This window comes from Microbacterium sp. 1.5R (genome assembly GCF_001889265.1).
GTDB lineage: Bacteria > Actinomycetota > Actinomycetes > Actinomycetales > Microbacteriaceae > Microbacterium.
Genome location: NZ_CP018151.1, coordinates 2,635,156 through 2,657,323, shown reverse-complemented (window position 1 = coordinate 2,657,323; position 22,168 = coordinate 2,635,156). Strand labels below are relative to the sequence as shown.

The following is a 22,168-nucleotide window of genomic DNA, read 5'->3' as shown; positions in this document are numbered from 1 at the left end:
CACGATCTCGTTCAACAAACCCACCTATCTAGGAGATACATCATGGCTAAGCTCACCACTGAGGAGCTGCTCGAGCAGTTCGCAGGCCTGACCCTCGTCGAGCTCAACGACTTCGTCAAGGCGTTCGAGGAGAAGTTCGAGGTCACCGCTGCTGCCCCCGTCGCCGTTGCAGGCGCAGGCGGCGGCGCTGCTGAAGAGGTTGAGGAGAAGGACTCCTTCGACGTCATCCTCGAGGCTGCCGGCGACAAGAAGATCCAGGTCATCAAGACCGTCCGCGAGCTCACCTCGCTCGGTCTCGGCGAGGCCAAGGCCGTCGTCGACGGTGCTCCCAAGGCCGTGCTCGAGGGCGCGAACAAGGAAGCAGCCGAGAAGGCCAAGGCTGCCCTCGAAGAGGCAGGCGCCACGGTTACCCTCAAGTAATCCGTTCCAGGTCGCGGCGTGATGCCTCGCCCTGGAAGCGTCTGAACGCTTCACGAAAGCCCCGGGTCCGCCCGGGGCTTTCGTGCGTCCGGGGCGCAGATCCGCAGAGGAGCGGTCAGCGTCGTCCGGCGGTGGAGCTCCGGACGACCAGCGAGGATGTCGTCACGGTGCGCTCGCGCGGAGAATCCGGGTGGTCGATCTGCTGCCGCAGCAGGCGCACTGCCTCGTGGCCCTGTTCGCGCGGTGACTGCCTGATGGTCGTGAGCGCGAACATCTCGGCGTGCTGGTGGTCGTCGACTCCGACGATGCTGAGCTCGGTCGGCACGGCGATGCCGAGGCGACGTGCCGCGATCATCGCGCCGATCGCCGCCTCGTCGCAGACGCCGACGATCGCGGTGGGGCGTCCTCTGCGGTCACCGAGGAGCTCGACGGCGGCGGCGTAGCCGCCGGGCATGGTCGGGCGGCTGTCCGCGATCCTCGCGACCGCCTCGAGTCCCGCCGCGGCGAGAGCCTCGAGATATCCCTCCACGCGCTGGGCGTCGCCGAAGCTGAGATGGTCCGGATCCGTGGATCCGCCGACGAACGCGATATCGGTATGGCCGAGTTCGATCAGGTGCTCGGTGGCGATCCGGGCGGCGGCGATGTCGTCGATCGACACGGCACTGGATCCCTCACTGTACGGACCGACGCTGACGAGCGGTCGCTCGGAGCGGTGCAGACGTTCGAGCTCCTGTGCGCTGGGCTGGATGCCGACGGCGATGATCCCGTCGAACCGTCGCCCGGGCAGCACGACGTCGAACAGGCGCTCGCGGGTCTCGCTGCCTTCGCGGATGCCGTAGAGCGCGAGCTCGTAGTCGAGGGCGAACAGCGATTCCTGGATGCCGGCGAGCAGCTCCGAGAAGAACCAGCGGTCGACCGGCGGCATGATGACTCCGACGGTCTGCGTGCGACCCGTGGCGAGACTCGTCGCGGAGGAGTGTGCGACATAGGCGAGTTCTCCGGCAGCATCGGCGACCCGCTTGCGGGTGTCTTCCGAGACGTAACCGCGTCCGCTGAGTGCTCGGCTCGCCGTCGCCTTCGACACGCCAGCGCGCGCCGCGACGTCGGCGATCGTGCTCATCCGGTCCTCCTCGACCATGACTGCGACGCGAGCCCCCACCCCTGCGCCGATGACAGCGTAACGGGTCGCAGGGACGAAAAGGAACCGGTTCCACAGGAATTGTGAGGGAGCGCTCCCATGGTTCGTGCCAGGGCGCTGCGAATGGTTGTCAGTCTGTGATCCTGGCTTATTGTGCCGCGGCGTCGGACCCCGATAGGTTGTCCTGGAATCGGTTCCCGATTCTGTGCCGAGGGGCGGCGCGGAATGTCGTGGGAGCCGGGAAACTCGAAGAGGAGAATTCACATGGGTCTGTCACAGCGTTCCCGGCGTTACGCGCCAATCGCACTGCTGGGAGTCGCGGGCATCGCGCTCGCCGGTTGTGGTGCTCCCGGCGGCACGGACGGCGGGGGAGAAGGCGGCGGCGGAGACAACACCGTCACGATCTACGGCACGATCGTCGAAGGAGAGGCAGAACTTCTCGCAGAGTCCTGGGCGGACTTCGAGAAGGAGAACGACATCACGATCAAGTACGAGGGCAGCCAGGACTTCGAGACTCAGCTCGGCACCCGTGCACAGGGCGGCAACCCGCCCGACATCGCGATCTTCCCGCAGCCGGGTCTGTTCGCGGACTACGCGGCTCGCGACTTCCTGAAGCCGGCCCCTGACGCCGTCGAGGCGAACGCCAAGGAGTACTGGACGCAGGGGTGGGTCGACTTCGGCACCTACGAGGACGAGTTCTACGGCGCGCCGCTCATGGCGAGCGTCAAGGGTTGGGTCTGGTACTCGCCGACGAAGTTCGCCGAGTGGGGAGTCCAGGAGCCCACGAGCTGGGACGAGCTGCTCACACTGACCCAGACCATCCAGGAGAAGAGCGGCAAGGCACCCTGGTGCGCCGGCTTCGAGTCGGGTGTGGCGACCGGCTGGCCCGGCACCGACTGGATCGAGGACCTCGTGCTCCGCAACGCGGGCGCCGACGTCTACGACCAGTGGGTCAAGAACGAGATCCCCTTCACCGACCCGCAGATCAAGGAGGCGTTCGACGCCACCGGCGAGATCCTGCTCAACCCGGCCTACGTCAACGGCGGCTTCGGCGACGTGCGCTCGGTCAACTCCACGGCATTCGGCGACGTGGCCCCTGCGGTCGCGAGCGGCGAGTGCGCACTGACGCACCAGGCGTCGTTCCTGTCGGGCTTCTTCCCCGAGGGCACGAACATCGCCGAGGACGGCGACGTGTGGGCGTTCCTGCTTCCGAGCCAGAGCGAGGACGAGACGTTCATCACCGGTGGTGGCGAGATCGTCGGCGCGTTCAGCGACGACGAGGCGACGCAGAAGGTGCTCGAGTACCTCTCGAGCCCCGAGTGGGCTGACAGCCGTCTGGCGCTCGGTGGCGTGACGTCTGCGAACAAGGGCGTCGACATCGAGGCCGTCGAGAACCCGATCCTGCAGGAGTCGATCAAGCTGCTCCAGGACGACTCGGTCACGTTCCGCTTCGACGGATCCGACCAGATGCCCGGCGCCGTCGGCTCGGGAACCTTCTGGAAGGGCATGGTCGCCTGGATCAACGGCACCTCGACCGACGAGGTCCTGACCCAGATCGAGACCGGCTGGCCCTCCAGCTGATCGGATGAGGTGGGCCGCCCCGTCGGGCGGCCCACCTTCTCCCTCTCGGTCCGCGCATCGCCGCGCGGACCGCTGATCAGCTCCGTCTCATGAAGGGGAATCCATGAACGCGACTGTGTTCTTCCAATGGATCGGGTCTCTGCCCCCGATCGCCCAGGCTCTCGCCGTCGTCATCGCGTTCGCGGTGGTCGTCGTCGTCATCCTGCTTCTCGTCGACATCGCGCCCCGCAAGGGCGCGCTCTACACCGGCATCCGCCTGGCGATGTGCCTGCTCATCCCGTTCGCGGTGATGTGGTTCTTCAACTCCTATTACTGGGCGATGGGAGTAGCGGTCGCCGTCGGCGCCCTGTTCTTCTTCCTCGACTACCGTTCCCGCGACGGAGCCGGGTACCTGATCCAGCTCGTGGCATTCATGGCCCCGGCCATGCTGCTGCTGCTCGCGGGCCTGATCCTGCCGTCCATCCAGACGGTCTACGCGTCGTTCTGGAACTCCACCGGCAGTGACTTCGTCGGCTTCTCGAACTACCTCTGGATCTTCACGCAGTCCGACGGCGTCACCTCGGTCGTGAACACGATCGTCTGGGTGCTCCTGGTCCCGACGCTCTCGACCATCGTCGGTCTGGCCTACGCGGTGTTCATCGACAAGACCCGCGGCGAGAAGATCTACAAGCTCCTCGTCTTCATGCCGATGGCGATCTCGTTCGTCGGCGCGAGCATCATCTGGCGCTTCGTCTACGCCTACCGCGGTCCGGAGTTCGAACAGATCGGTCTGCTCAACCAGATCCTGGTCTGGTTCGGCGGAGAGCCGCAGCAGTTCCTGCTCAACGGGCCGTGGAACAACCTCGCCCTCATCGTCGTGCTGATCTGGGTGCAGACCGGTTTCGCGATGGTCGTCCTGTCGGCGTCGATCAAGGGAGTTCCCACAGAGCTCCTCGAAGCGGCCGAGCTCGACGGCGCGAACGCGTGGGAGCGATTCCGTTCGGTGACGATCCCGTCGATCCGCCCCGCGCTGATCGTCGTCCTCACCACCATCTCGATCGCCTCGCTGAAGGTCTTCGACATCGTCCGCACGATGACCGGTGGCAACTACGGCACCTCGGTGCTCGCGAACGAGATGTACACGCAGTTCTCCAAGTTCGAGGCGGGACGCAGCGCTGCGCTCTCCGTCATCCTGTTCATCCTGGTGCTCCCGATCGTGATCTACAACGCGCGCCAGATCAAGAAGCAGCGGGAGATCCGATGACCGACACCGTGAACTCAGACACCGGACAGAGCACGAGGGCGATCACCACCGCCGGACGCTTCGAAGCCTCGGCCGGCCGCGCGCGCAAGCGCCTGAGCCGTCCGTGGGCCACCGTCGCATCGATCGTGATCGCCGTGGTGTGGACGATCCCGACGCTCGGCCTGTTCATCTCGTCGTTCCGTGAGAGGGACGCGATCGAGACGAGCGGCTGGTGGACGGTCTTCACCAACCCGCAGCTGACGCTCGACAACTATGTCGCCGTGCTGCAGTCCGGAACGACGCAGCTGACGATCCTGGAGTCGTTCTTCAACTCCATCGTGATCACGATCCCCGCCACGCTCATCCCGCTGATGATCGCGGCGATGGCGGCCTACGCGTTCTCCTGGATCGACTTCAAGGGACGCAACGCGCTGTTCATCTTCGTGTTCGCGCTGCAGATCGTGCCGATCCAGATGGCTCTCGTGCCGCTGCTGTCGTCGTTCTCGCGGGGCATCAACCTGTTCGGCGTCCAGGTGACGCAGGGACTGGACGCCTCGGGCGGCTACGCACAGGTGTGGATCGCGCACACGATGTTCGCGCTGCCGCTGGCGATCTACCTGCTGCACAACTTTATGTCGGAGATCCCGGGGGAGATCATCGAGGCGGCTCGCGTCGACGGCGCGTCCCGCGGACAGATCTTCTTCCGGATCGTGCTTCCGCTGACGATGCCGGCGATCGCGTCGGTGGCGATCTTCCAGTTCCTGTGGGTGTGGAACGACCTGCTCGTCGCCCTCGTGTTCGCCGACGGCGCCGCCTCGCCGATCACGAAGGTGCTCGCCGAGATCACCGGTCGCGGCGAGGGATGGTACCTGCTCACCGCAGGAGCCTTCGTGTCGATCATCGTCCCGCTGATCGTCTTCTTCTCGCTCCAGCGGTACTTCGTGCGAGGACTCCTGGCGGGGTCCACCAAGGGCTGATCGGCTCTCGGAGACAGGTCGAGCACACGATGCCGCGATCGGGCGCAACACAGCCCCGGTCGCGGCATCGTCGCACGTACGCTGTGAACATGAAGTACGCAGACTCCATCGTCGACCTCGTCGGCGACACGCCCCTCGTGAAGCTCCAGCACGTCACCGAGGGCGTGGAGTGCACGGTTCTCGTGAAGCTCGAGTACCTCAACCCCGGCGGCTCCGCGAAGGACCGCATCGCCTCGCGCATCATCGACGCGGCCGAGGCCTCGGGCGACCTGCGGCCGGGCGGCACGATCGTCGAGCCGACCAGCGGCAACACCGGCGTCGGACTCGCGCTGGTCGCCCAGCAGCGCGGGTACAAGTGCGTCTTCGTGCTGCCAGACAAGGTCGGCGAGGACAAGATCGACGTGCTGCGCGCCTATGGTGCCGAGGTGGTCGTCACTCCGACCTCGGTGGCGGCCGACAGCCCCGAGTCGTACTACAGCGTGAGCGACCGGCTCGCCCGCGAGATCCCCGGGGCGTTCAAGCCCAACCAGTACGAGAACCCCAACGGGCCGCGCAGCCACTACGAGACCACCGGCCCCGAGATCTGGCGAGACACCGACGGCCGCGTCACGCACTTCGTCGCCGGGGTCGGCACCGGGGGCACGATCACCGGAACCGGCCGGTATCTGCGGGAGGTGTCGGACGATCGGGTCCGCATCGTCGGAATCGACCCCGAGGGCAGCGTCTACAGTGGCGGCACCGGGCGCCCGTACCTGGTCGAGGGAGTCGGCGAGGACATCTGGCCCGGCGCCTACGACCCGAGCGTGCCGCACGAGATCGTCGCCGTCGACGACGCCGAGTCGTTCGCGATGACCCGGCGGCTCGCGCGAGAAGAGGGAATCCTCGTCGGAGGCTCCAGCGGCATGGCCGTGGTCGGCGCGCTGCGGGTGGCGCGTGATCTGCCGGCGGACGCCGTGATGGTGGTGCTGCTTCCGGATGGCGGGCGCGGGTATCTCGGCAAGATCTTCAACGACGGCTGGATGCGCTCGTACGGGTTCAGCGAGGTGGAGGAGGGCGAGACCGTCGGCGACGTGCTCGCCGCGCGCACGGCCCGCCTGGGGGAGGGCATCCCCGATCTGGTGCACGCGCATCCGACCGACACCGTGCTCGAGGCCATCGGCATGATGACCGAGTACGACGTCTCTCAGCTGGTGGTGCTGAGCGCCGAGCCGCCGGTCATGATGGGCGAGGTGGTCGGCACGGTCGACGAGAAGGGGCTGCTGGACCTGCTGTTCCGAGGCGATGCGAAGCCCGCGGACGCCGTGGGCGATCATGTGGGGGACAGGCTGCCCCTCATCGGCATCCATGCGCCGATCGCGCAGGCACGTGCGGCGCTCGCCGATGTCGACGCGCTGCTCGTCACCCTCGACGGCAAGCCGCACACCGTGCTCACGCGACAGGACCTGCTGTCGTACATCTCCCGCTGATCCCGCACGGACGCCGGACGCCGGACGTAACAGGAGCGGATGCGGTCGCCGGAGCGGACGTAGGCTGAGGGACATGTCCGAGCATGCCTTCGCCACCAGAGCCATCCACGCAGGTCAGGCGCCTGACCCGACCACCGGGTCGATCATCCCGCCGATCTATCAGGCCTCGACGCATGTGCAGGACGGCATCGGCGGGTTCCGAGACGGGTACGAGTACAACCGAGCCGGCAACCCGACACGGTCATCGCTCGAGACGCAGCTCGCCGCACTCGAAGGCGGCGCGAACGCGCTGTCGTTCGCGTCGGGGCTCGCTGCGGAGGATGCGCTGCTGCGCGGCATCCTCCGACCCGGCGATCACATCGTGCTCGGAAACGACGTCTACGGCGGCACCTACCGCCTGCTCACCAAGGTGCTCGCGCCCTGGGGCATCGAGACCACGACGGTCGAGCTGTCGGACGTCGACGAGCTGCGCGCGGCGATCCGGCCCGAGACGAAGATCGTCTGGGTCGAGACGCCCAGCAACCCGCTGCTGAAGATCGTCGACATCGAGCTCATCGCCGAGATCGCCCACGCGGCCGGGGCGATCGCCGTCGTCGACAACACCTTCGCCTCACCGGCACTGCAGCAGCCGCTCTCGCTCGGCGCCGATCTCGTCGTGCACTCCACCACGAAGTACCTGGGCGGGCACTCCGACGTGCTGGGCGGTGCTGTCGTGTTCCGCGACGACCGTTTCTTCGAGCAGGTCAAGTTCCAGCAGTTCGCGGTGGGTGCGGTCTCCGCGCCTCTCGACGCCTGGCTCACGACCCGCGGCATCAAGACGCTCGCGGTGCGGGTGCGCCAGCACTCCGAGAACGCGCAGGCCATCGCCGAATGGGCAGCCGGCCGCCCGGAGTTCGCGACCGTGTACTACCCGGGGCTCGCCTCTCACCCGGGGCACGACGTCGCCACGCGGCAGATGAGCGGGTTCGGCGGGATGCTGTCACTCGGTCTCTCCGCCGGTGCCGATGCAGCCAAGTCGTTCGCGGAATTGACCGAGCTGTTCCAGCTCGCGGAGTCCCTCGGCGGTGTCGAGTCGCTGATCGGATACCCGCCGGACATGACCCACGCCTCGGTGCGGGGCACCGCGCTCGCCGTGCCCGAGAACGTCGTTCGGCTGTCCGTCGGCATCGAAGGCGTCGACGACCTGATCGCCGACCTCGAGCAGGGGCTCGCTCGCCTCGGCTGACCCCTCGGCGTCGATGGCGCACGCAGGTGGGCGCGAGCGGGCTGTAGCATGGAGACTTCGCCCGGATCGAATCGATTCGACTTCCGTCGCGGATTCGGCCGCTCTCGCGACGTGATCCCTCGCGACTCACCTGATCCCCTCCAACTCCGGAAGGACCGTCGTGCCCGACGCTCCACGCACTGACTCCATCCCGACCGCCCCCGCTCCTGAGCGGACCGCCACGGGCAGCATCCGCATCCCGTCGTCGACGGGCGCGATCCGCACGCTCGGCTCGAACCCGGCCACCGCGCCGATCATGCTGCACCCCGGCGACTCGATCTCGAACGGCCGCCGAGCCCTGTACATCGTGCTGCTCGGCGCGCTCACCGCGCTCGGCCCGTTCACGATCGACCTGTATCTGCCTGCCTTCCCGGTGCTGGAGCAGGACTTCGAGACCACGGCGGCAGCGATCCAGCTGACCCTGACGGGCACGATGATCGGCTTCGCGCTCGGCCAGCTCGTCGTGGGGCCGCTCAGTGACAAAGTGGGCCGCCGTATCCCGCTGATCGTCGTGACAGCGCTGCACGTGCTCGCCAGTGCGGCGGCGGCGTACGCGCCCACCCTTCCGCTGCTCAGCGGCGCCCGCGTCTTGATGGGCGTGGGAGCGGCCGCAGGCGGCGTCGTCGCCATGGCCATCGTCCGCGATCTGTTCGGCGGCCGCAGGCTCGTGGTGATGCTGTCGCGGCTCGCCCTCGTGTCGGGCGTCGCTCCGGTGATCGCCCCGCTGATCGGCTCATGGCTGCTCACGCTGATGCCGTGGCGCGGCATCTTCGTCGTGCTGGCCCTGTACGGCGTCGTCATGCTCGTGTCGGCCATCGTCTTCATCCCCGAGACGCTGCCGATCGCACGCCGCCAGGAGAAGGGCGGCGCGACAGTTATGCAGCGCTACCGCTCGGTGTTCTCCGATCGCGTCTTCATCGGCGTGCTGATCATCGGGGGCATGACCTTCTCGGGTCTGTTCTCGTACCTGTCTGCCTCGCCGTTCCTGTTCCAGCAGACGCACGGGCTCGACGCGCAGCAGTACGGTCTCCTGTTCGCGGTCAACTCGCTCGGTGTCGTCGCCGGCGTGCAGACGGCCTCGCGACTCGCCGCGCGCTTCGGACCGCAGTGGGTCATGGCCTACTCGACGGCGGTCCTGCTTCTCGCGGGCATCGCCATCATCGTGACCGATCAGCTCGGCCTCGGGCTGTGGGGCACGGTCATCCCGCTGTTCGTCTTCATGACGGCCTGCGGCTTCACCTTCCCGAACGTGCAGGTGCTCGCTCTCGACAGGCACGGCAAGGCGGCGGGCACCGCGGCGTCCGTGATCGGAGCCACGAACTTCGGCGTCGCAGGGCTGATCTCGCCGGTCGTCGGCTGGGTCTCTCAGGGTGCGGGGATCACCGCCACGACCATGGCCTCCGTGATGGTGGGATGCGCGGCCATCGGGGTTCTGTCACTGTGGCTGATCGTGCGCCCACGGACTGTCGGCATGCTGGCTCCCTGACTTTCAGCTTCCGACCGGCAGAATGGTTCGATGAGATCACGAACGCTGCTGTGGTGGGGAATAGGGATGCTCGTCGCGGCGACGCTCCTCGGAGCGGCGATCGTGTTCGGGTACACCGAGCCTCCCGGCTTCGACACCTGGTGGAACGAGACGATCAGCACGTACCGCACCGACGCCATGCTGTCGTTTGCGTTGGTGCTGAACAGCATCGGCGGCGGGTGGATAGCGATCCTGCTCGTTCCGCTGCTGCTGATCACCGCTCTTCTCGTGGCTCGGCGATGGCAGGCCGCCGTGTTCGCCGCTGTGGCGTTCCTCGCGAGCGCCGGCGCCGTGCAGCTGCTGAAGCACCTGTTCGGACGAGCGCGCCCGGAGGACATGATCGTCGTGAGCGACTACGGATCGTTCCCCTCGGGGCACGCCGCCAACGCGGCGACGATCGCGATGGTCCTGTGGCTGGTCTTCCCTCGTGTGTGGACCGCGATCCTCGGCATCCTCTGGGTGGTCGCGATGGCGCTCTCGCGTACTCTCCTGTCGGTGCACTGGGCCACCGACACGCTGGGCGGTGCGCTGGTCGGCGCCGGCGTCGTTCTCGTGCTGGGGGCCTGGCTGCTGCCGTGGGTGCAGTCGACGTCGCAGCGGGACGACCCTGCAGTCGCGCCGGTAGGCTGACACCGTCCACATCGCATCGAGGAGCAGCATTGTCGCGCATCCGTCCGTATCGTCCGTCCGACCGTGCCGCGCTGTACGACATCTGCGTGCGGACTGCGGATGCCGGAGCCGACGCGACCGGGATCTTCTCGGACGACTCGCTCTGGGGCGATCTCTTCGCCGTGCCGTACGTCGAACGCCACCCCGACCTCGCCTGGGTCGTCGAGACCGACGACGAGCGCGTGATCGGCTACATCGTGGCGACGGACGACACGGATGCCTTCGCGACCTGGTTCCGCGACGAGTGGTGGCCTAGGCGACAGGAGCGGTACCCGAGGGTCGACGAGCCGAGCACCCGTGAGGATCGCATGATCGAATACGGCTATGCGCAGGCCCCGGGCCGGGACGCGAACGCGGAGGACTACCCCGCGCACCTGCACATCGACCTCCTGCCCGAGACCCAGGGTCAGGGACTCGGGCGCCAGCTGATCGAGACGCTCTTCAGCGAACTGCGCCGCCGCGGAGTGCGGGGGCTGCATCTGGGCATGGACCCGGACAACACGGGCGCCGCCGCCTTCTACAAGCGGCTGGGCATGACACCGCTCCCTGCGGAGCCGGGCGGACAGAGCTTCGGCGTGACGTTCGACTGAGTTCTCGGCCGGGCGGCGGGACTCCGGTGCTCGCTGCGCCCGCGCCTCCCCGAATCCCACGGTGCTCGTTGAAAAGCATGAAGGGCCCCCGCTGGCGCGGAGACCCTTCATGCTTTTTGGCGGTGACGGCGGGATTCGAACCCGCGGTTGCTTGCACAACACACGCTTTCCAAGCGTGCTCCTTCGGCCGCTCGGACACGTCACCAAGGAACAACCTGAACAGTCTATCCGATCGGGTGGGCAGCCCATGACCAGCTCGTGTGGAGGCCATCATCCGGCGGGATGCTGCTCCACCGGTATGCGATGTGTCCGAGCCTTGCGCCCGCGAAGCGATGCTCTCTAGCCTCGAACGTAGACACTATGCAGTCATATAAGAGCGCACGGCCAGGGTGTGTGAGCCCGGCCGCGCAGCCGACACCGATCGGCGAACTCGTCTCGGAAGGACGTTCATGGCGACAGACCCTTTGCCCACCGTGGCCAGCACTCCTGTGCGCACCGCGTTGCGCCTGGCACATTCCCGCGCTCTCGCAGACCTCGGCCTCGATGCGATCGGCCGTTCACGCTTCGGATGGCGCGACCGGTCGATCGGCTCTGCCGTCGAACGGGCCGGCTCCTCATACTGGTTGCGAGTCGTCTGGGCTCGAAGCGAGTGGGCGAGGAGCTCGTGGTGGGTCGGCAACCAGGACGCGATGACCATCACCGGGGTCGAGAAGCCCCGGCTGATCGACGCGCGGGCGTGGGAGGAAGGACCGCTGGTGTATCGGGCCGACCTCATGAGCCTGCTTCCCGGTCGGGTGTGCGCTCCGACATCCGTGCTCGAGCGGACGCCCGGGCTGGACGAGACGTGGTGGACCGCGCTCGAACGCAACCTCGACGCCGTCGCGGCGACGCCGACGGAGCGCACCGTGCTCGATTCCGAGATCATGCGCCGCAGGATCGGCGTGTTCTTCGGCATCGACCTCGACGTCGACCAGGACGACTGGGTGGCGAGCCACGGCGACCTGCACTGGAACAACCTTCACCGGGAGCCGTTCGCGATCGCCGACTGGGAGTCCTGGGGTCTGGCGCCGCGCGGCTATGACCCGGCTTTCTTGCTCGGACACTCCCTGGCCGTTCCGCACGTGGCAGATCAGATCGCGCGGCGATTCCGTCGGGACCTCGAGACCGAGAGCGGCATCGTCTCTCAGCTGTACGTGATGACGAAGCTGCTCACACGTGCGGACGCCGGGGAGCACGTCGGACTCGTGCCCGCGGTGCATCGTCACGTCGGGCGGCTTCTCGGCACTCGGGTGCCGCTGCGGCGTCGGGCTCCCGCTCGTGCGACGTAGGATCTCTGGGTGGCAACCCCCAAGATCGTCCTCTTCTACGTCTTCACCCCGCTCGCCGATCCGGATGCGATCCGGGTGTGGCAGCGCGACCTCGGCGAAGCGCTCGGGCTGCGCGGACGGCTCCTCATCTCGAAGGACGGAGTCAACGGCACGTTGGGCGGTGACCTTCTGGCGCTGAAGAAATGGGCGCGGTCATTCCGGTCTTATGCGCCCTTCAAGAACGCCGACATCAAGTGGAGCGAAGGCACCGGCGTCGACGCGGATGGTCGTAGCGTCGACTTTCCGAAGCTCAGCGTCAAGGTGCGCGACGAGATCGTGTCGTTCGGAGCACCGGGCGAATTGCGGGTCGATGAGAACGGCGTCATCGGCGGCGGCACTCGGCTCACACCGGAAGAGCTGCACGAGCTGATGGGGGAGCGAGGCGACGAGGTCGTGTTCTTCGACGGACGCAACGCGCTCGAGGCGCAGATCGGCCGCTTCCGGGGAGCGGTCGTTCCCGACACCGAGACGACTCGCGACTTCGTGCAGCTGCTCGACTCGGGTGCCTACGACGACCTCAAAGGCAAGCCGGTCGTCACCTACTGCACGGGCGGCATCCGCTGCGAGGTGCTCTCGAGCCTGATGACAGCCCGCGGGTTCGGCGAGGTGTACCAACTCGAGGGCGGCATCGTCCGCTATGGCGAGCAGTACGGTGACGACGGCCTCTGGGAGGGGTCGCTCTACGTGTTCGACAAGCGCGGCTCCGTCGACTTCTCCGACCACGCGGCCGTCATCGGCGAGTGCGTCGGCTGCGGTGTGCCGACCAAGCGCACCGCGAACTGCCCGGACCCCGCCTGCCGCACCCAGTTCGTCGTCTGCGAATCCTGCGACTCGGTGCGCTGCGAGCTGCACGCCGCCTGATCCCCTCGCCACCACCTTCGGCAGTCGCGGTACTACTCAGACGAGCAGCGGCACGTCGGTGCGGCGGCTGACGAAGAGCGATCGCGGCAGCAGGAACGCGTGGACCCTCGTCCAGCGATCGACGCTGCGGCGCAGTTGAGCCGTCACATCGATCAGAGCGGCGTCGAGATCTCGGGCCGCGCTCGCCGAGGGGCGCGCATAGCTCGCCTGCTCGACTGCGGCGACGAGCACTCTGATGGCGTCGGCATTCACGCCGCTGTCTCTCACGAGGTCATCGCCGCGCATGCGAGGGGTCTCGGCGTCCGACAGGGGTACGCGCAGATCCTGCATGGTCGCCCGCAGCTCGGCCCACGCGGCTCCGGCGTCACCGTCCCGCGCGCGCCCGCGTCGCGCGAACCGCAGCGCGAGACGAGCGAATGCGGGCATCAGCAGCACCACCAACACCCCGAGAGTCGTCAGCACGACGGGAGTGGGGTCGAGCTGACGACGCTCCCCGGTCGCGCCGGCGTTGTCGCCGGCATCCTCACGCTCGAGCTCCGGTCCCGAGGTCTGCTCGGTGCTGGGAGCCGCCGTCGGAGCGGGCGTCGCGGCGCCGCCCGTGCCCCCGCCCGTCGTCGCCGCGGCGCTGAAGGCCGTCGGAACCCCGAGAGACGCCGTCGGTTCGAACGGGACCCAGCCGACGCCGGGGAAGAGGACCTCGGGCCATGAGTGCAGCTGGTCGCTCGAGACCGAGTACACCGCCTCATCGCCGCGCGTCGTCTCGGTCAGCGCACCGGGAAGGTAACCGACGACGATGCGCACCTCCATGTCGAGGCTCTCCGCCATGAGTGCGAACGCCCCGGCGAAGTGGATGCAGTATCCCGACCGCACCTCGAGGAACTCGGCGACCGCATCGGCTCCGGTGCCGTCGAAGCCCTCATCGACAGGGGTCTCGAGAGAGTAGGCGAACTGGCTCCGGAACCACGACTGGAGCGCGACCAAGCGGTCGTAGTCGTTCGTGGCGTCCGCCGTGACCTCGGCCGCCGTCTCGCCGATCACGTCCGGCAGGTCGACCGGCTCGGCATCGGGGTCGACGATCGGCGAAGCGGCGGGAAGCGCGCGGATCTGCTCGAGAGTCGGTGAGACCTCGAGCGACCGCACCGTGTAGTCGTTGCCGACGGCATCCCCGTTGCGAGACGCGAGAGTGCGGTTCTCGGGGCTCACCCGCCAGGCGGCGGAAAGTCCCTGCACGCCGGTCGCGGGGTACGGCACGGGGAGCCATGAACTCGACATCCGGATCACGCGGATGGAGGTGTTCTGGTCGGTCGTCTCGATGTCGTCCGCCCACTCGTCGGGGCCGAATCCCTCGCTCTGCGCCTGCAGGTCACCGCGATCGGGCTCCCACACGCGCCCGTCGAACGACGACAGCGTCGTGAGTCGCAGGTAGGGCGCGGTGTCCGCCGTCGTCGCCAACGTGAGCACCTCGACAGGGTTCGGCTGTCGCAGGTCATCGCCGAGGCGCAGCGACGCATCGACGGTGACCCCCGTACCTGTGCCCGTGAGAGTGGCCGAGACCGGCAGCACCGGTGCGACGATCACCGTCGCCGCGAGCGCAGCGACGCCGACGCCGGCGGCGACCGCCACGGATGTCCGCCGCGGCGAATCGGGATTCTGCGCCGCCGTATACCGCAGCAGCACGAGGATCAGGATGCCGAGCAGCACGAACCAGACGACGTTCACACCCCCGAGAGTGGCGATCATCGGCAGGGATCCGACGACGGCGGTGAGGAGGCTGGCGAGGATCGCGCCGCGCTGGGCGACGAGCTGGTCGAGCAGGATGGCGACGACGCCGAACCCCAGGCCCATCACCGCCTGGAGCCCCGGTGATGCGGCGAGCGGGGCCGAACCGAACGCGATCTCCTCCCAGGCAGCGGCGGCGAGAGCCTGGAAGGTGTAGAACGTCGCTTCGGTGGGCACGACGCCGAACACCGCGGTGTCGCCCGCGACGAGCAGGATGACGGTGCCCATCACCACCAGGATCTGGACGGCGATCGTGACGAGGTCGCGTGCCCAGGCCGGACGGCCGCGCATCAGCGTGCGACACGTCATGCCCGTGAGCGCCGTGATGACGATCACGGCGAGGACCGCGAACGACCAGCTGCCGGGTTCGATGACCGAGGTGAACGGCCACATCGCGACGAGCCCCGCCGCCGCAGCCAGCACCGACGGCAGGACGGTGCCGACGGGCAGCTCGTGCTCGCGGTGCCACGACAGGCGGGATCCGCGTTCGGCCTGTCGTTCAGCTCGGGACATCGGTCGCTCCCCGGTGGTCCGTGGTGCCGCCGATGCGGTCGGGCAGCACGTCCTCCCACGCCTCTGCGATGTCGTCGCCGAGTCTCGCGAAGCGCCAGCCGTTCCGCTCGGCCGCCGCGACGACGCCGGTGCCCGGTGCGGTCGCGAACAGCATCGGCGCTGCCGCTCCGGACGGGCGCAGCAGGGCGGCATCCTCGTCGTCGATCTCGCCTGTGATGTAGACGAGCGGACCCGGAGGTGTGCCACCGACCAGAGTCGGGAGGTCGCGGGGCTCGCCGCGCGGGCCGACCAGCGCGAGGGCGACGAGAAGGCCGTCCCGATCGTCTTCGTGGCCGCGCAGCGTGCCCAGCAGAGTCCCGCCGCTGTCGATCACATCGACGCCGTATCCCTCCTGCACGAGGTGCACGGCGACGGAGGCGCACATCGACACCGCGGTCTCGAAAGCGGGGTCCTCGGCATCACCCGGGCGCGCCCAGCGTGCGGCGCTGCGGTCGAGGATCACGAGAGCGTCGGGGCTGGACTCCTCCTCTTCCTGCCGCACCATCAGCTGTCCGCGATGCGCGGTCGCCCGCCAATGGATGCGGCGCATCGAGTCGCCCGGGATGTAGCGGCGCGGCGAGAGATTGTCGCTGCCCTGCCCGAGCCGACTCGAGGACGTGTGCGCGGTCCCGCCGGCGGCCCCGACCTTGACGGTCAGCGGCGCGAGCGTGAACACCTCAGGGACGACGGTGACCGTGCGCGTCTCGCCGAACGCCTGCTCGCGCTGCGCGAGACCGAACGGGTCGACGGTGCGCACCACCAGTGGGCCGATCGGCCACACGCCGCGACGGACGCCGGTGATCAGATAGGTCAGCTGGCCGGTCTCGGACGGGTACTCGCCCGCCGAGTCGCCGCTCACCGCGGGCGGTAGCACGTCGCGCCAGAGGCCGCGGGGAACGCGCAGGGCCCGCAGGGTGAAGCGCAGGGTCACTCGCGAGGTCTCCGACACGGTCAGCAGGTCGGTCGAGACCTGCCGCGTGACGGTGCCCGTGCGCCGCGGCAGTCGCACGACGAGAACCGAGAAGACGGTGAGCACGAGAAGGAGGATGCCGATGTAGAGGAGGATCGGCGCGCCCAGCATGTTCGCCGCGATCAGGCAGCCGAGACCGGAGAGGAGCGCACCCGTTCCCCGCAGGGTGAGGGTTCGACGGCGAGGCATGGCGAGCGGCGGGTCAGGAGCGCGCGGTCACGGGCACCCGCATGCGCTCGACGATCTGCCGCAGAGCCGCCTCGACCGGCTGGGCTCCGGCGCGGTGCGCGCCGCGGGCGGGAAGGAGTCGGTGGGCGAAGACCGGGACGATCAGCGCGGTCACGTCGTCCGGGATCACGAAGTCGCGTCCGTCGAGTGCCGCCCACACCTTCGCGGCGCGGATCAGCTGAAGAGTCGCCCTCGGGCTCGCACCCAGGTGCAGATTGGGGTCGGCTCGGGTGGCCTGCGCCAGAGCGACCGTGTACTCCTCGAGCGCCGGCGCGACATGCACGGAGCGCGCCCAGGCGATCAGTCCCGAGATCGACGCCGCATCGGCGACCGCTCGCACCGCGGCGAGCGGGTTCACGGTGTCTCGCTGTCGCAGCATGAGCGCCTCGGCCGCCGCATCCGGGTAGCCCATCGAGATGCGCATCATGAAGCGGTCGCGCTGTGCTTCGGGCAGCGCATAGGTCCCCTCCATCTCGAGCGGATTCTGGGTCGCGACGACCAGGAACGGATCGGGCAGCATGTGGGTCGACCCGTCGACCGTCACCTGCCCCTCCTCCATGGCCTCGAGCAGCGCCGACTGCGTCTTCGGCGACGAGCGGTTGATCTCGTCGGCGATCACGATGTGCGCGAACACGGCGCCGCGTTTGAACTCGAACTCGCGATCGACGGGGTTGTAGACGCTCACGCCCGTCACATCGCCGGGGAGGAGGTCGGGAGTGAACTGGATGCGGCGGACGGTCGCATCCACGCTCGCGGCCAGCGCGCGTGCCAGCATCGTCTTGCCGACGCCTGGCACGTCCTCGATCAGCAGGTGTCCCTCGGCGAGCAGGCACACGAGCGCGCTCCGCACGGCATCCGGCTTGCCGTCGATCACCCGTCCGACGGACTCGACGATGGCAGACGTCTGCGCGGCGAACTGCTCGGCGTCGACAACGGCCGGGATCAGGGGCGGGTTCTCTGGCATGCGTTCCCTCTCGCGTGGGCGCTGCGGTGCGCGTGAACCGATCGTAACCCGGCTGCCTACGGTTGGGGTGAGAACCGGCGTCGGGGATCAGCCCCAGACACGAGCCCGGGGTTCTGCGGGGTCCACCCGGCTGTCGGCGCTGCGCGCGACACGCAGCAGGGCGAGTCCCTGCACCCCGCTCAGCTCGTGCAGTGAGCACGTGCCGATCAGGGCCCGCCAATGGTCGCAGAAGCGCTCGGCGTCTCCGCGCCGCCGGGCGATCAGGCGAGGCACTGCGAGAAGCGTGCGTCCGGGGGAGAGGCGGTCGGCGAGGCGTTCGAGCACCCGGACCCGCGGCAGCCCGGCCGCGTCGATGCGCAGCAGGAACCGGGGTGTGCGCACCGGTGCGAAGAGCTCCTCGACGGCATCGGCGATCACGCGTGCGTCCGAGACGGAGCCGCCGAGCTCGATGCGGATGCGGGTGGGGTCGGCGTCGTCCGGACGCGCAGTGATCGCTGACTCGTCGATCCGCCCGACGCGTCCTGCCTCCTCCAGCGTGCGGGCGACGGCGACCGCCGCGGCTCGGTAGATCTCGGCCGGCCTCGAGCGATCGCGCAGAGAGCGGACGAGCATGCGCACAGCGGATGCGGTCGCAGCGACAGCGCCCCCGATCAGCGCGAGCGCGACCCCGAAGGCAGGGGCGAAGGAGACCCCGAAGAGCGCGAGCACGGTGACGAGCACGCCTGTCGTCGCGGCGCCGGCGAGGAAGCCGCCGACCGCTCCCGCCCTCGCCGTCTGCGCGGCGCGAAGCAGTGGGGCGCGGGTCGTCCGACGGATCGACACCGTCTCCCGTTCGTGGGCACGGTACGGCTCGCCGATCCGCCACTCCTCCCTCGTCCGACTCCGAGAGGGCCACTGCGCGCGCACGAGGGCGCCGAGATCCGCGATCGTCGTCGACGGGTCCTTGTCGAGCACACGAGTCCACGCCTCGACGGCGGGTGCGGTGAGTGCATGACCCAGTCCGCTGACGATCCGGCCGTCGCCCTCGGCGCTCAGCCCCCACAGATGCGAATGCCGACGACGGAGTCGCAGGGACTCGGACGCATCGTCGAGGTCGACGTGCGACGGGATCAGGCAGACGACCGACCAGTTGTGCGCGACCTTCTCGGGCCATGCCGGATCGAGCCTCAGGGTGCGCCCCCGCAGCTGCTGGGTGCCGGATGAGGTGGCCACGGTCGTGAGATCGACGAGGGTGTTCACCGACGGGCAGTCCCAGCCTTCGCCGAGCAGCCCCCGGGTGCCGACGAGCAGGCGCACATCGCCTCGGCGGATCAGCTCGGACACGGCCGCGACGACTCGTCCGCTTCCGGCGGCGCGCACCTGTAGGTCGCGCACGGGACCGGTGCCCTCCGCGATGCCGACCGGCTCGCCGAGCAGTTCGCCGAGCGCGACCGCGGTGTCGGCGGCGTCGTCGGCGCGGACACGCAGGTGCTGCGAGGTCAGCAGCACGGGGCGCAGTTGGGAGGTGACAGCGTCGACGGCGAGGAGGCCGAACGTGCGGAGCGCCCCGGCGGGTGCGTCACCGGCCAGACCGCGGCTGTTGCCGTGCTCGACGAAATCGGTCACGACGACCGCGCGGATCCGATCGCCGTCGGCGCCGGCGAGTTCTCGCTGGAGGATCTCGACGGCCGCGTGGTCCTTGGCGGCGGAGAACGCCAGAGTGGTCTCGATCGGGTTGCGGCCGCGTCGGATACCCCGGTCGGTCAGCGCATACCCGAAGTCCGCGAGCGAGCGCCGCACGTACTCCCACTGGCGCACGGCAGAGGGATCCGAGAGCAGTCGGGCCTGGGCGAACCGTGACAGGACCGTCAGCAGGTCGTCGGTCGTGCATCGGTCGAGCAGGGCCGGCGGGATCGAGGCGATGAGCGGATGCTGCGGAGAGACCTCGCGCAGCACGACAGCGCATGACCGGGTGAGGGCGAAGTCCGTCGCGAAGGCACGGTCGAGGCGGGCGAGCGGAGTCTCGGCGAGAGAGGCGTCCTGCGGGTCTGCGGGTTGGAGGTGATGCTCGAGGTACGACAGCGCGTCGGGGGTCGACAGCACCTGCGTGATCAGGTCGTGCAGCAGCGATTCGTGCCGTCGGATGAACGCGGCCTCTTCGGGCAGGGGCTCGGTGAACATCACGTGATCGCGATACGGAGCCAGGTGGCCCTCCTTGACCACCGCCGGTGTCGGCACCTCGTAGTCGACCTCGCCGAGCAGGTGGCTGTAGTTCTCGTACTCGGTCTCGTCGTCGGGCGACGGCAGGGTCGCGGTGAGGCCGATCAGCGTCGGCTCCGCGCCGCTCTCTCGGATGCGGGCGACCAGATAGGCCACCACGATCGCCCAGTGGTCGAGCAGATGATGGCACTCGTCGAGCACGACCGTGCGCACCCCCGCCTCGACGAGTCGGTCGATGAGCGCGACGGCGTTCGGGTGCAGCACGCGAGCGAGCTCCGAAGGGCGCTGGCGGGTGAAACGCGAACGCAGTCGGCGCGCACGACTGCGGATGCCGGAGCGGTGGCGGGCGGGGTTGTCGACCGCCAGCTCGGCGAGCCACGTCGCGGCATCCGCCTCGGTGCGGCCGCTCGCGACGAGTTCCTCCGTCCAGATCGCCCTGGCGAGGTCGTCGAAGGGTGAGCCGTCTCCCGTCACGCTGAGCAGCTGATAGGTGAGCACCGTCAGGTCGCCGAGACGCTCGGGATCATCCGAGACGGCCGCCGCGTCCGGCGCCAGCTCGGACGCGGTGCGCACCCACTGATGGCGGATGGTCACCGTCGGCGACAGCACGAGAGTGCGGTGGCCTTCGCGTGCGGCGAGCAGCAGGCCCAGCAGCGTCTTCCCGGAGCCTGGCGGAGCGACGATGTGCAGCGGGGCTGCGCCTCCCGGAGGGATCCGGTCGAGGACCTCGGCCTGGTAGGTGCGCAGCGTGCCCGGAAAATGCCACGTCGACAGGGGAGGGGCGGCGACGGGATCCATGACCTGCCCAGTCTGTCAAAGAGCAGGGGCAGACATCGGCTAGACTTGTCGACGGCTCTCCGCGTGGCGGCATCCAGGCCAATTCCCCCAGGGCGGAAACGCAGCAAGGGTAACCGGGCTCTGCTGGGTGCGCGGAGGGTCACTTTCTTTTTGTCAGGGTCCTCCGGGGCAGTCCTGACAGGATCGTGACGTGACAAGGCCCGATGTGACCCGCACCGCCGATTCCCCGCGCTCCAGCGCTCTCGGCCGTTTCGCGGCGCCTCTGCTGCTCGTCGCCCTGATGTGGCTCGTGCAGCTCGTCGACGCGATCCTCCCCGGGTCCTTCACGGGCTTCGGTCTTCGGTCCTGGGACCTCTCGGGTCTCGGGGGCATCGTGGTCGGGCCTCTCCTGCACGCGGATTGGGCGCACCTGATCGGCAACACCGTGCCGCTTCTCGTGCTCGGCAGCCTCGTCGCTGTCGAAGGCGCTCGCAGGTTCTGGACCGTCACCGCATTCGCCGCCGTGGTCGGCGGCCTCGGCACATGGCTCGTGAACGCGCCAGGAGCATTGACTGTCGGGGCATCAGGACTCGTCTTCGGATACTTCGGATACACCGTGATGCGGGTCTTCGCGCCGGGACGAGTCGCTCATCGCGTGCTCTATGCGATCGTCGCGCTCATCGTGATCGGACTCTACGGCGGCTCGATGCTCGCCGGCGTCGTCGGCGTTCGCGAGGGCATCTCGTGGCAGGCGCATCTGTTCGGTGCGATCGGGGGCGGCCTCGCCGCGTTCGTCGGCAGAGGCGGACGCGAGACCCGCAGCGTATGAGCTCTCGGGGCGCGACCACGAGGAAGACGCCGTCGACGAGGAAGACGGCGGCTCGCAGGAAGGCAGGCGCCCGCAAGGCGACTGACGGCAAGACGGCGAGTCGGCAGCGCGCACGCACGCACCGCGCGTCGCCGCGACGTCGAGCGCAGCGGCGGATGCGGCGGGCGAAGGTGCTGCGACGCGTCGCACTCTCTGCGGCGGCGGTGATCCTGGTCGCGCTCGCCGCGGTGCTGATCCCGCTGGGACTCGCCCACGAGAAGCCGCTGGCGATCTGCATCTCCGATCCGACCACGTTCCCGGAGGCGGGTGTCGCGGGCTGGCAGGGGGAGCAGCTCGAGAACGCCGCGACCATCATGCAGACGGCGACCGCGCTCGGCTTCGGTCGAGACGGGCAGATCCTGGGCGTCATGACGGCGATGGGCGAGAGCAGCCTGAACAACATCGACTACGGCGACTGGGAGACGAGCGGGTTCACGAACCCCGACGGCAGCCGGACGACGAGCATCGGACTCTTCCAACAGCAGCACTGGTGGGGTTCGGCCGAGCAGCGCATGGACCCGGCGACCGCCGCGACGCTGTTCTACGAGCGCCTCGCGAGAGTCCCCGACTGGCAGTCGATGGATCCGTCGCTCGCGATCCACCGGGTGCAGATCAACCTCGACCCCACCTATTACACGCGCTACGCCTCTGACGCCGCAGCCGTGGTCGATGCGCTCTCGACGCCCTGCTGAGCTGTTTCGCACGGCTGTCAACCCAGCGAGATCATGAGGTCGTGCACCTAGGGTGGGAC

The 22,168-nt window shown here is 68.7% G+C and carries 18 protein-coding genes, 1 tRNA gene and 1 other RNA gene; 14 read left to right on the top strand and 6 right to left on the bottom strand.

Features of this window, described 5'->3' with window-relative positions; genetic code table 11:
• Nucleotides 1-42 precede the first annotated feature (42 nt).
• Nucleotides 43-420 carry a 50S ribosomal protein L7/L12 gene (rplL, locus tag BMW26_RS12755; RefSeq protein WP_042539579.1) on the top strand — a complete coding sequence of 126 codons (378 nt, stop codon included), beginning with the start codon at nt 43-45 and terminating at the stop codon, nt 418-420.
• 115 nt (nt 421-535) lie between these two features.
• On the opposite strand, the gene BMW26_RS12750 is transcribed toward rplL, so the two are convergent.
• Nucleotides 536-1,540 (bottom strand): LacI family DNA-binding transcriptional regulator, encoded by a 1,005-nt coding sequence (locus BMW26_RS12750; RefSeq protein ID WP_053097427.1) that lies wholly within the window; start codon nt 1,538-1,540, stop codon nt 536-538.
• A 282-nt stretch (nt 1,541-1,822) separates the two neighbouring features.
• Here BMW26_RS12750 and BMW26_RS12745 point away from each other — a divergent pair, with 282 nt between their 5' ends.
• From BMW26_RS12745 to BMW26_RS12710, 8 genes are all read left to right on the top strand, one after another.
• A complete protein-coding gene (locus BMW26_RS12745) occupies nt 1,823-3,139 on the top strand; it encodes an ABC transporter substrate-binding protein (protein ID WP_053097426.1) in 1,317 nt (438 codons plus the stop codon).
• 103 nt (nt 3,140-3,242) lie between these two features.
• The gene (locus BMW26_RS12740) at nt 3,243-4,382 is read left to right on the top strand and encodes a carbohydrate ABC transporter permease (RefSeq protein WP_053097425.1); all 1,140 of its coding nucleotides are present in this window, start codon (nt 3,243-3,245) and stop codon (nt 4,380-4,382) included.
• Nucleotides 4,379-5,338 carry a carbohydrate ABC transporter permease gene (locus BMW26_RS12735; protein WP_053097424.1) on the top strand — a complete coding sequence of 320 codons (960 nt, stop codon included), beginning with the start codon at nt 4,379-4,381 and terminating at the stop codon, nt 5,336-5,338. The genes BMW26_RS12740 and BMW26_RS12735 overlap by 4 nt, the downstream gene beginning before the upstream one ends.
• An 89-nt stretch (nt 5,339-5,427) precedes the next feature.
• Nucleotides 5,428-6,804, top strand: coding sequence for a cystathionine beta-synthase (locus BMW26_RS12730; protein ID WP_056279809.1), 1,377 nt, complete (start codon nt 5,428-5,430; stop codon nt 6,802-6,804).
• A gap of 73 nt (nt 6,805-6,877) precedes the next feature.
• A complete protein-coding gene (locus BMW26_RS12725; protein WP_072591648.1) occupies nt 6,878-8,029 on the top strand; it encodes a cystathionine gamma-synthase in 1,152 nt (383 codons plus the stop codon).
• A 160-nt stretch (nt 8,030-8,189) separates the two neighbouring features.
• Complete coding sequence (locus BMW26_RS12720) at nt 8,190-9,554, top strand: multidrug effflux MFS transporter (protein WP_394194683.1); 1,365 nt, start codon at nt 8,190-8,192, stop codon at nt 9,552-9,554.
• Nucleotides 9,555-9,584: 30 nt separating this feature from the next.
• Nucleotides 9,585-10,223: a phosphatase PAP2 family protein gene (locus BMW26_RS12715; protein WP_072591647.1), complete on the top strand. Its 639-nt coding sequence runs from the start codon at nt 9,585-9,587 to the stop codon at nt 10,221-10,223.
• Between the two features lie 29 nt (nt 10,224-10,252).
• Nucleotides 10,253-10,852, top strand: coding sequence for a GNAT family N-acetyltransferase (locus tag BMW26_RS12710; RefSeq protein WP_072591646.1), 600 nt, complete (start codon nt 10,253-10,255; stop codon nt 10,850-10,852).
• A 117-nt stretch (nt 10,853-10,969) separates the two neighbouring features.
• Here the strand turns inward: BMW26_RS12710 and BMW26_RS12705 are convergent.
• Nucleotides 10,970-11,057 (bottom strand) — tRNA-Ser (locus BMW26_RS12705).
• Between the two features lie 244 nt (nt 11,058-11,301).
• Between BMW26_RS12705 and BMW26_RS12700 the strand changes: the two genes are divergently transcribed.
• Together BMW26_RS12700 and trhO are read left to right on the top strand one after the other, a co-directional pair.
• Nucleotides 11,302-12,180: an aminoglycoside phosphotransferase gene (locus BMW26_RS12700; protein ID WP_157538284.1), complete on the top strand. Its 879-nt coding sequence runs from the start codon at nt 11,302-11,304 to the stop codon at nt 12,178-12,180.
• 9 nt (nt 12,181-12,189) lie between these two features.
• On the top strand, nt 12,190-13,080 hold the full coding sequence (trhO, locus tag BMW26_RS12695) for an oxygen-dependent tRNA uridine(34) hydroxylase TrhO (protein WP_072591645.1): 891 nt from the start codon (nt 12,190-12,192) through the stop codon (nt 13,078-13,080).
• Nucleotides 13,081-13,116: 36 nt separating this feature from the next.
• Here trhO and BMW26_RS12690 read toward each other — a convergent pair whose 3' ends face one another.
• The 4 genes from BMW26_RS12690 to BMW26_RS12675 all read right to left on the bottom strand — a co-directional run bounded on the left by BMW26_RS12690 (nt 13,117) and on the right by BMW26_RS12675 (nt 20,570).
• Nucleotides 13,117-15,372 carry a transglutaminase family protein gene (locus tag BMW26_RS12690; RefSeq protein WP_072591644.1) on the bottom strand — a complete coding sequence of 752 codons (2,256 nt, stop codon included), beginning with the start codon at nt 15,370-15,372 and terminating at the stop codon, nt 13,117-13,119.
• Nucleotides 15,359-16,570, bottom strand: coding sequence for a DUF58 domain-containing protein (locus tag BMW26_RS12685; RefSeq protein ID WP_072591643.1), 1,212 nt, complete (start codon nt 16,568-16,570; stop codon nt 15,359-15,361). Before BMW26_RS12685 ends, BMW26_RS12690 begins: the two co-directional genes overlap by 14 nt.
• Nucleotides 16,571-16,583: 13 nt before the next feature.
• Entirely contained in the window at nt 16,584-17,573 is a 990-nt protein-coding gene (locus BMW26_RS12680) for an AAA family ATPase (RefSeq protein WP_072591642.1), read from the bottom strand.
• 87 nt (nt 17,574-17,660) lie between these two features.
• A complete protein-coding gene (locus BMW26_RS12675; protein WP_072591641.1) occupies nt 17,661-20,570 on the bottom strand; it encodes a DEAD/DEAH box helicase family protein in 2,910 nt (969 codons plus the stop codon).
• 50 nt (nt 20,571-20,620) lie between these two features.
• On the opposite strand from BMW26_RS12675, the gene ffs reads away from it, so the two are divergent.
• The 3 genes from ffs (at nt 20,621) to BMW26_RS12660 (ending at nt 22,109) form a co-directional block, all read left to right on the top strand.
• An RNA gene (gene ffs / locus BMW26_RS12670) (signal recognition particle sRNA small type) lies at nt 20,621-20,717 on the top strand.
• Between the two features lie 43 nt (nt 20,718-20,760).
• Nucleotides 20,761-21,378, top strand: a complete 618-nt coding sequence (locus tag BMW26_RS12665; protein ID WP_232224462.1) for a rhomboid family intramembrane serine protease — start codon at nt 20,761-20,763, stop codon at nt 21,376-21,378.
• A complete protein-coding gene (locus tag BMW26_RS12660) occupies nt 21,375-22,109 on the top strand; it encodes a hypothetical protein (RefSeq protein ID WP_072591640.1) in 735 nt (244 codons plus the stop codon). The genes BMW26_RS12665 and BMW26_RS12660 overlap by 4 nt, the downstream gene beginning before the upstream one ends.
• Nucleotides 22,110-22,168: the final 59 nt, after the last annotated feature.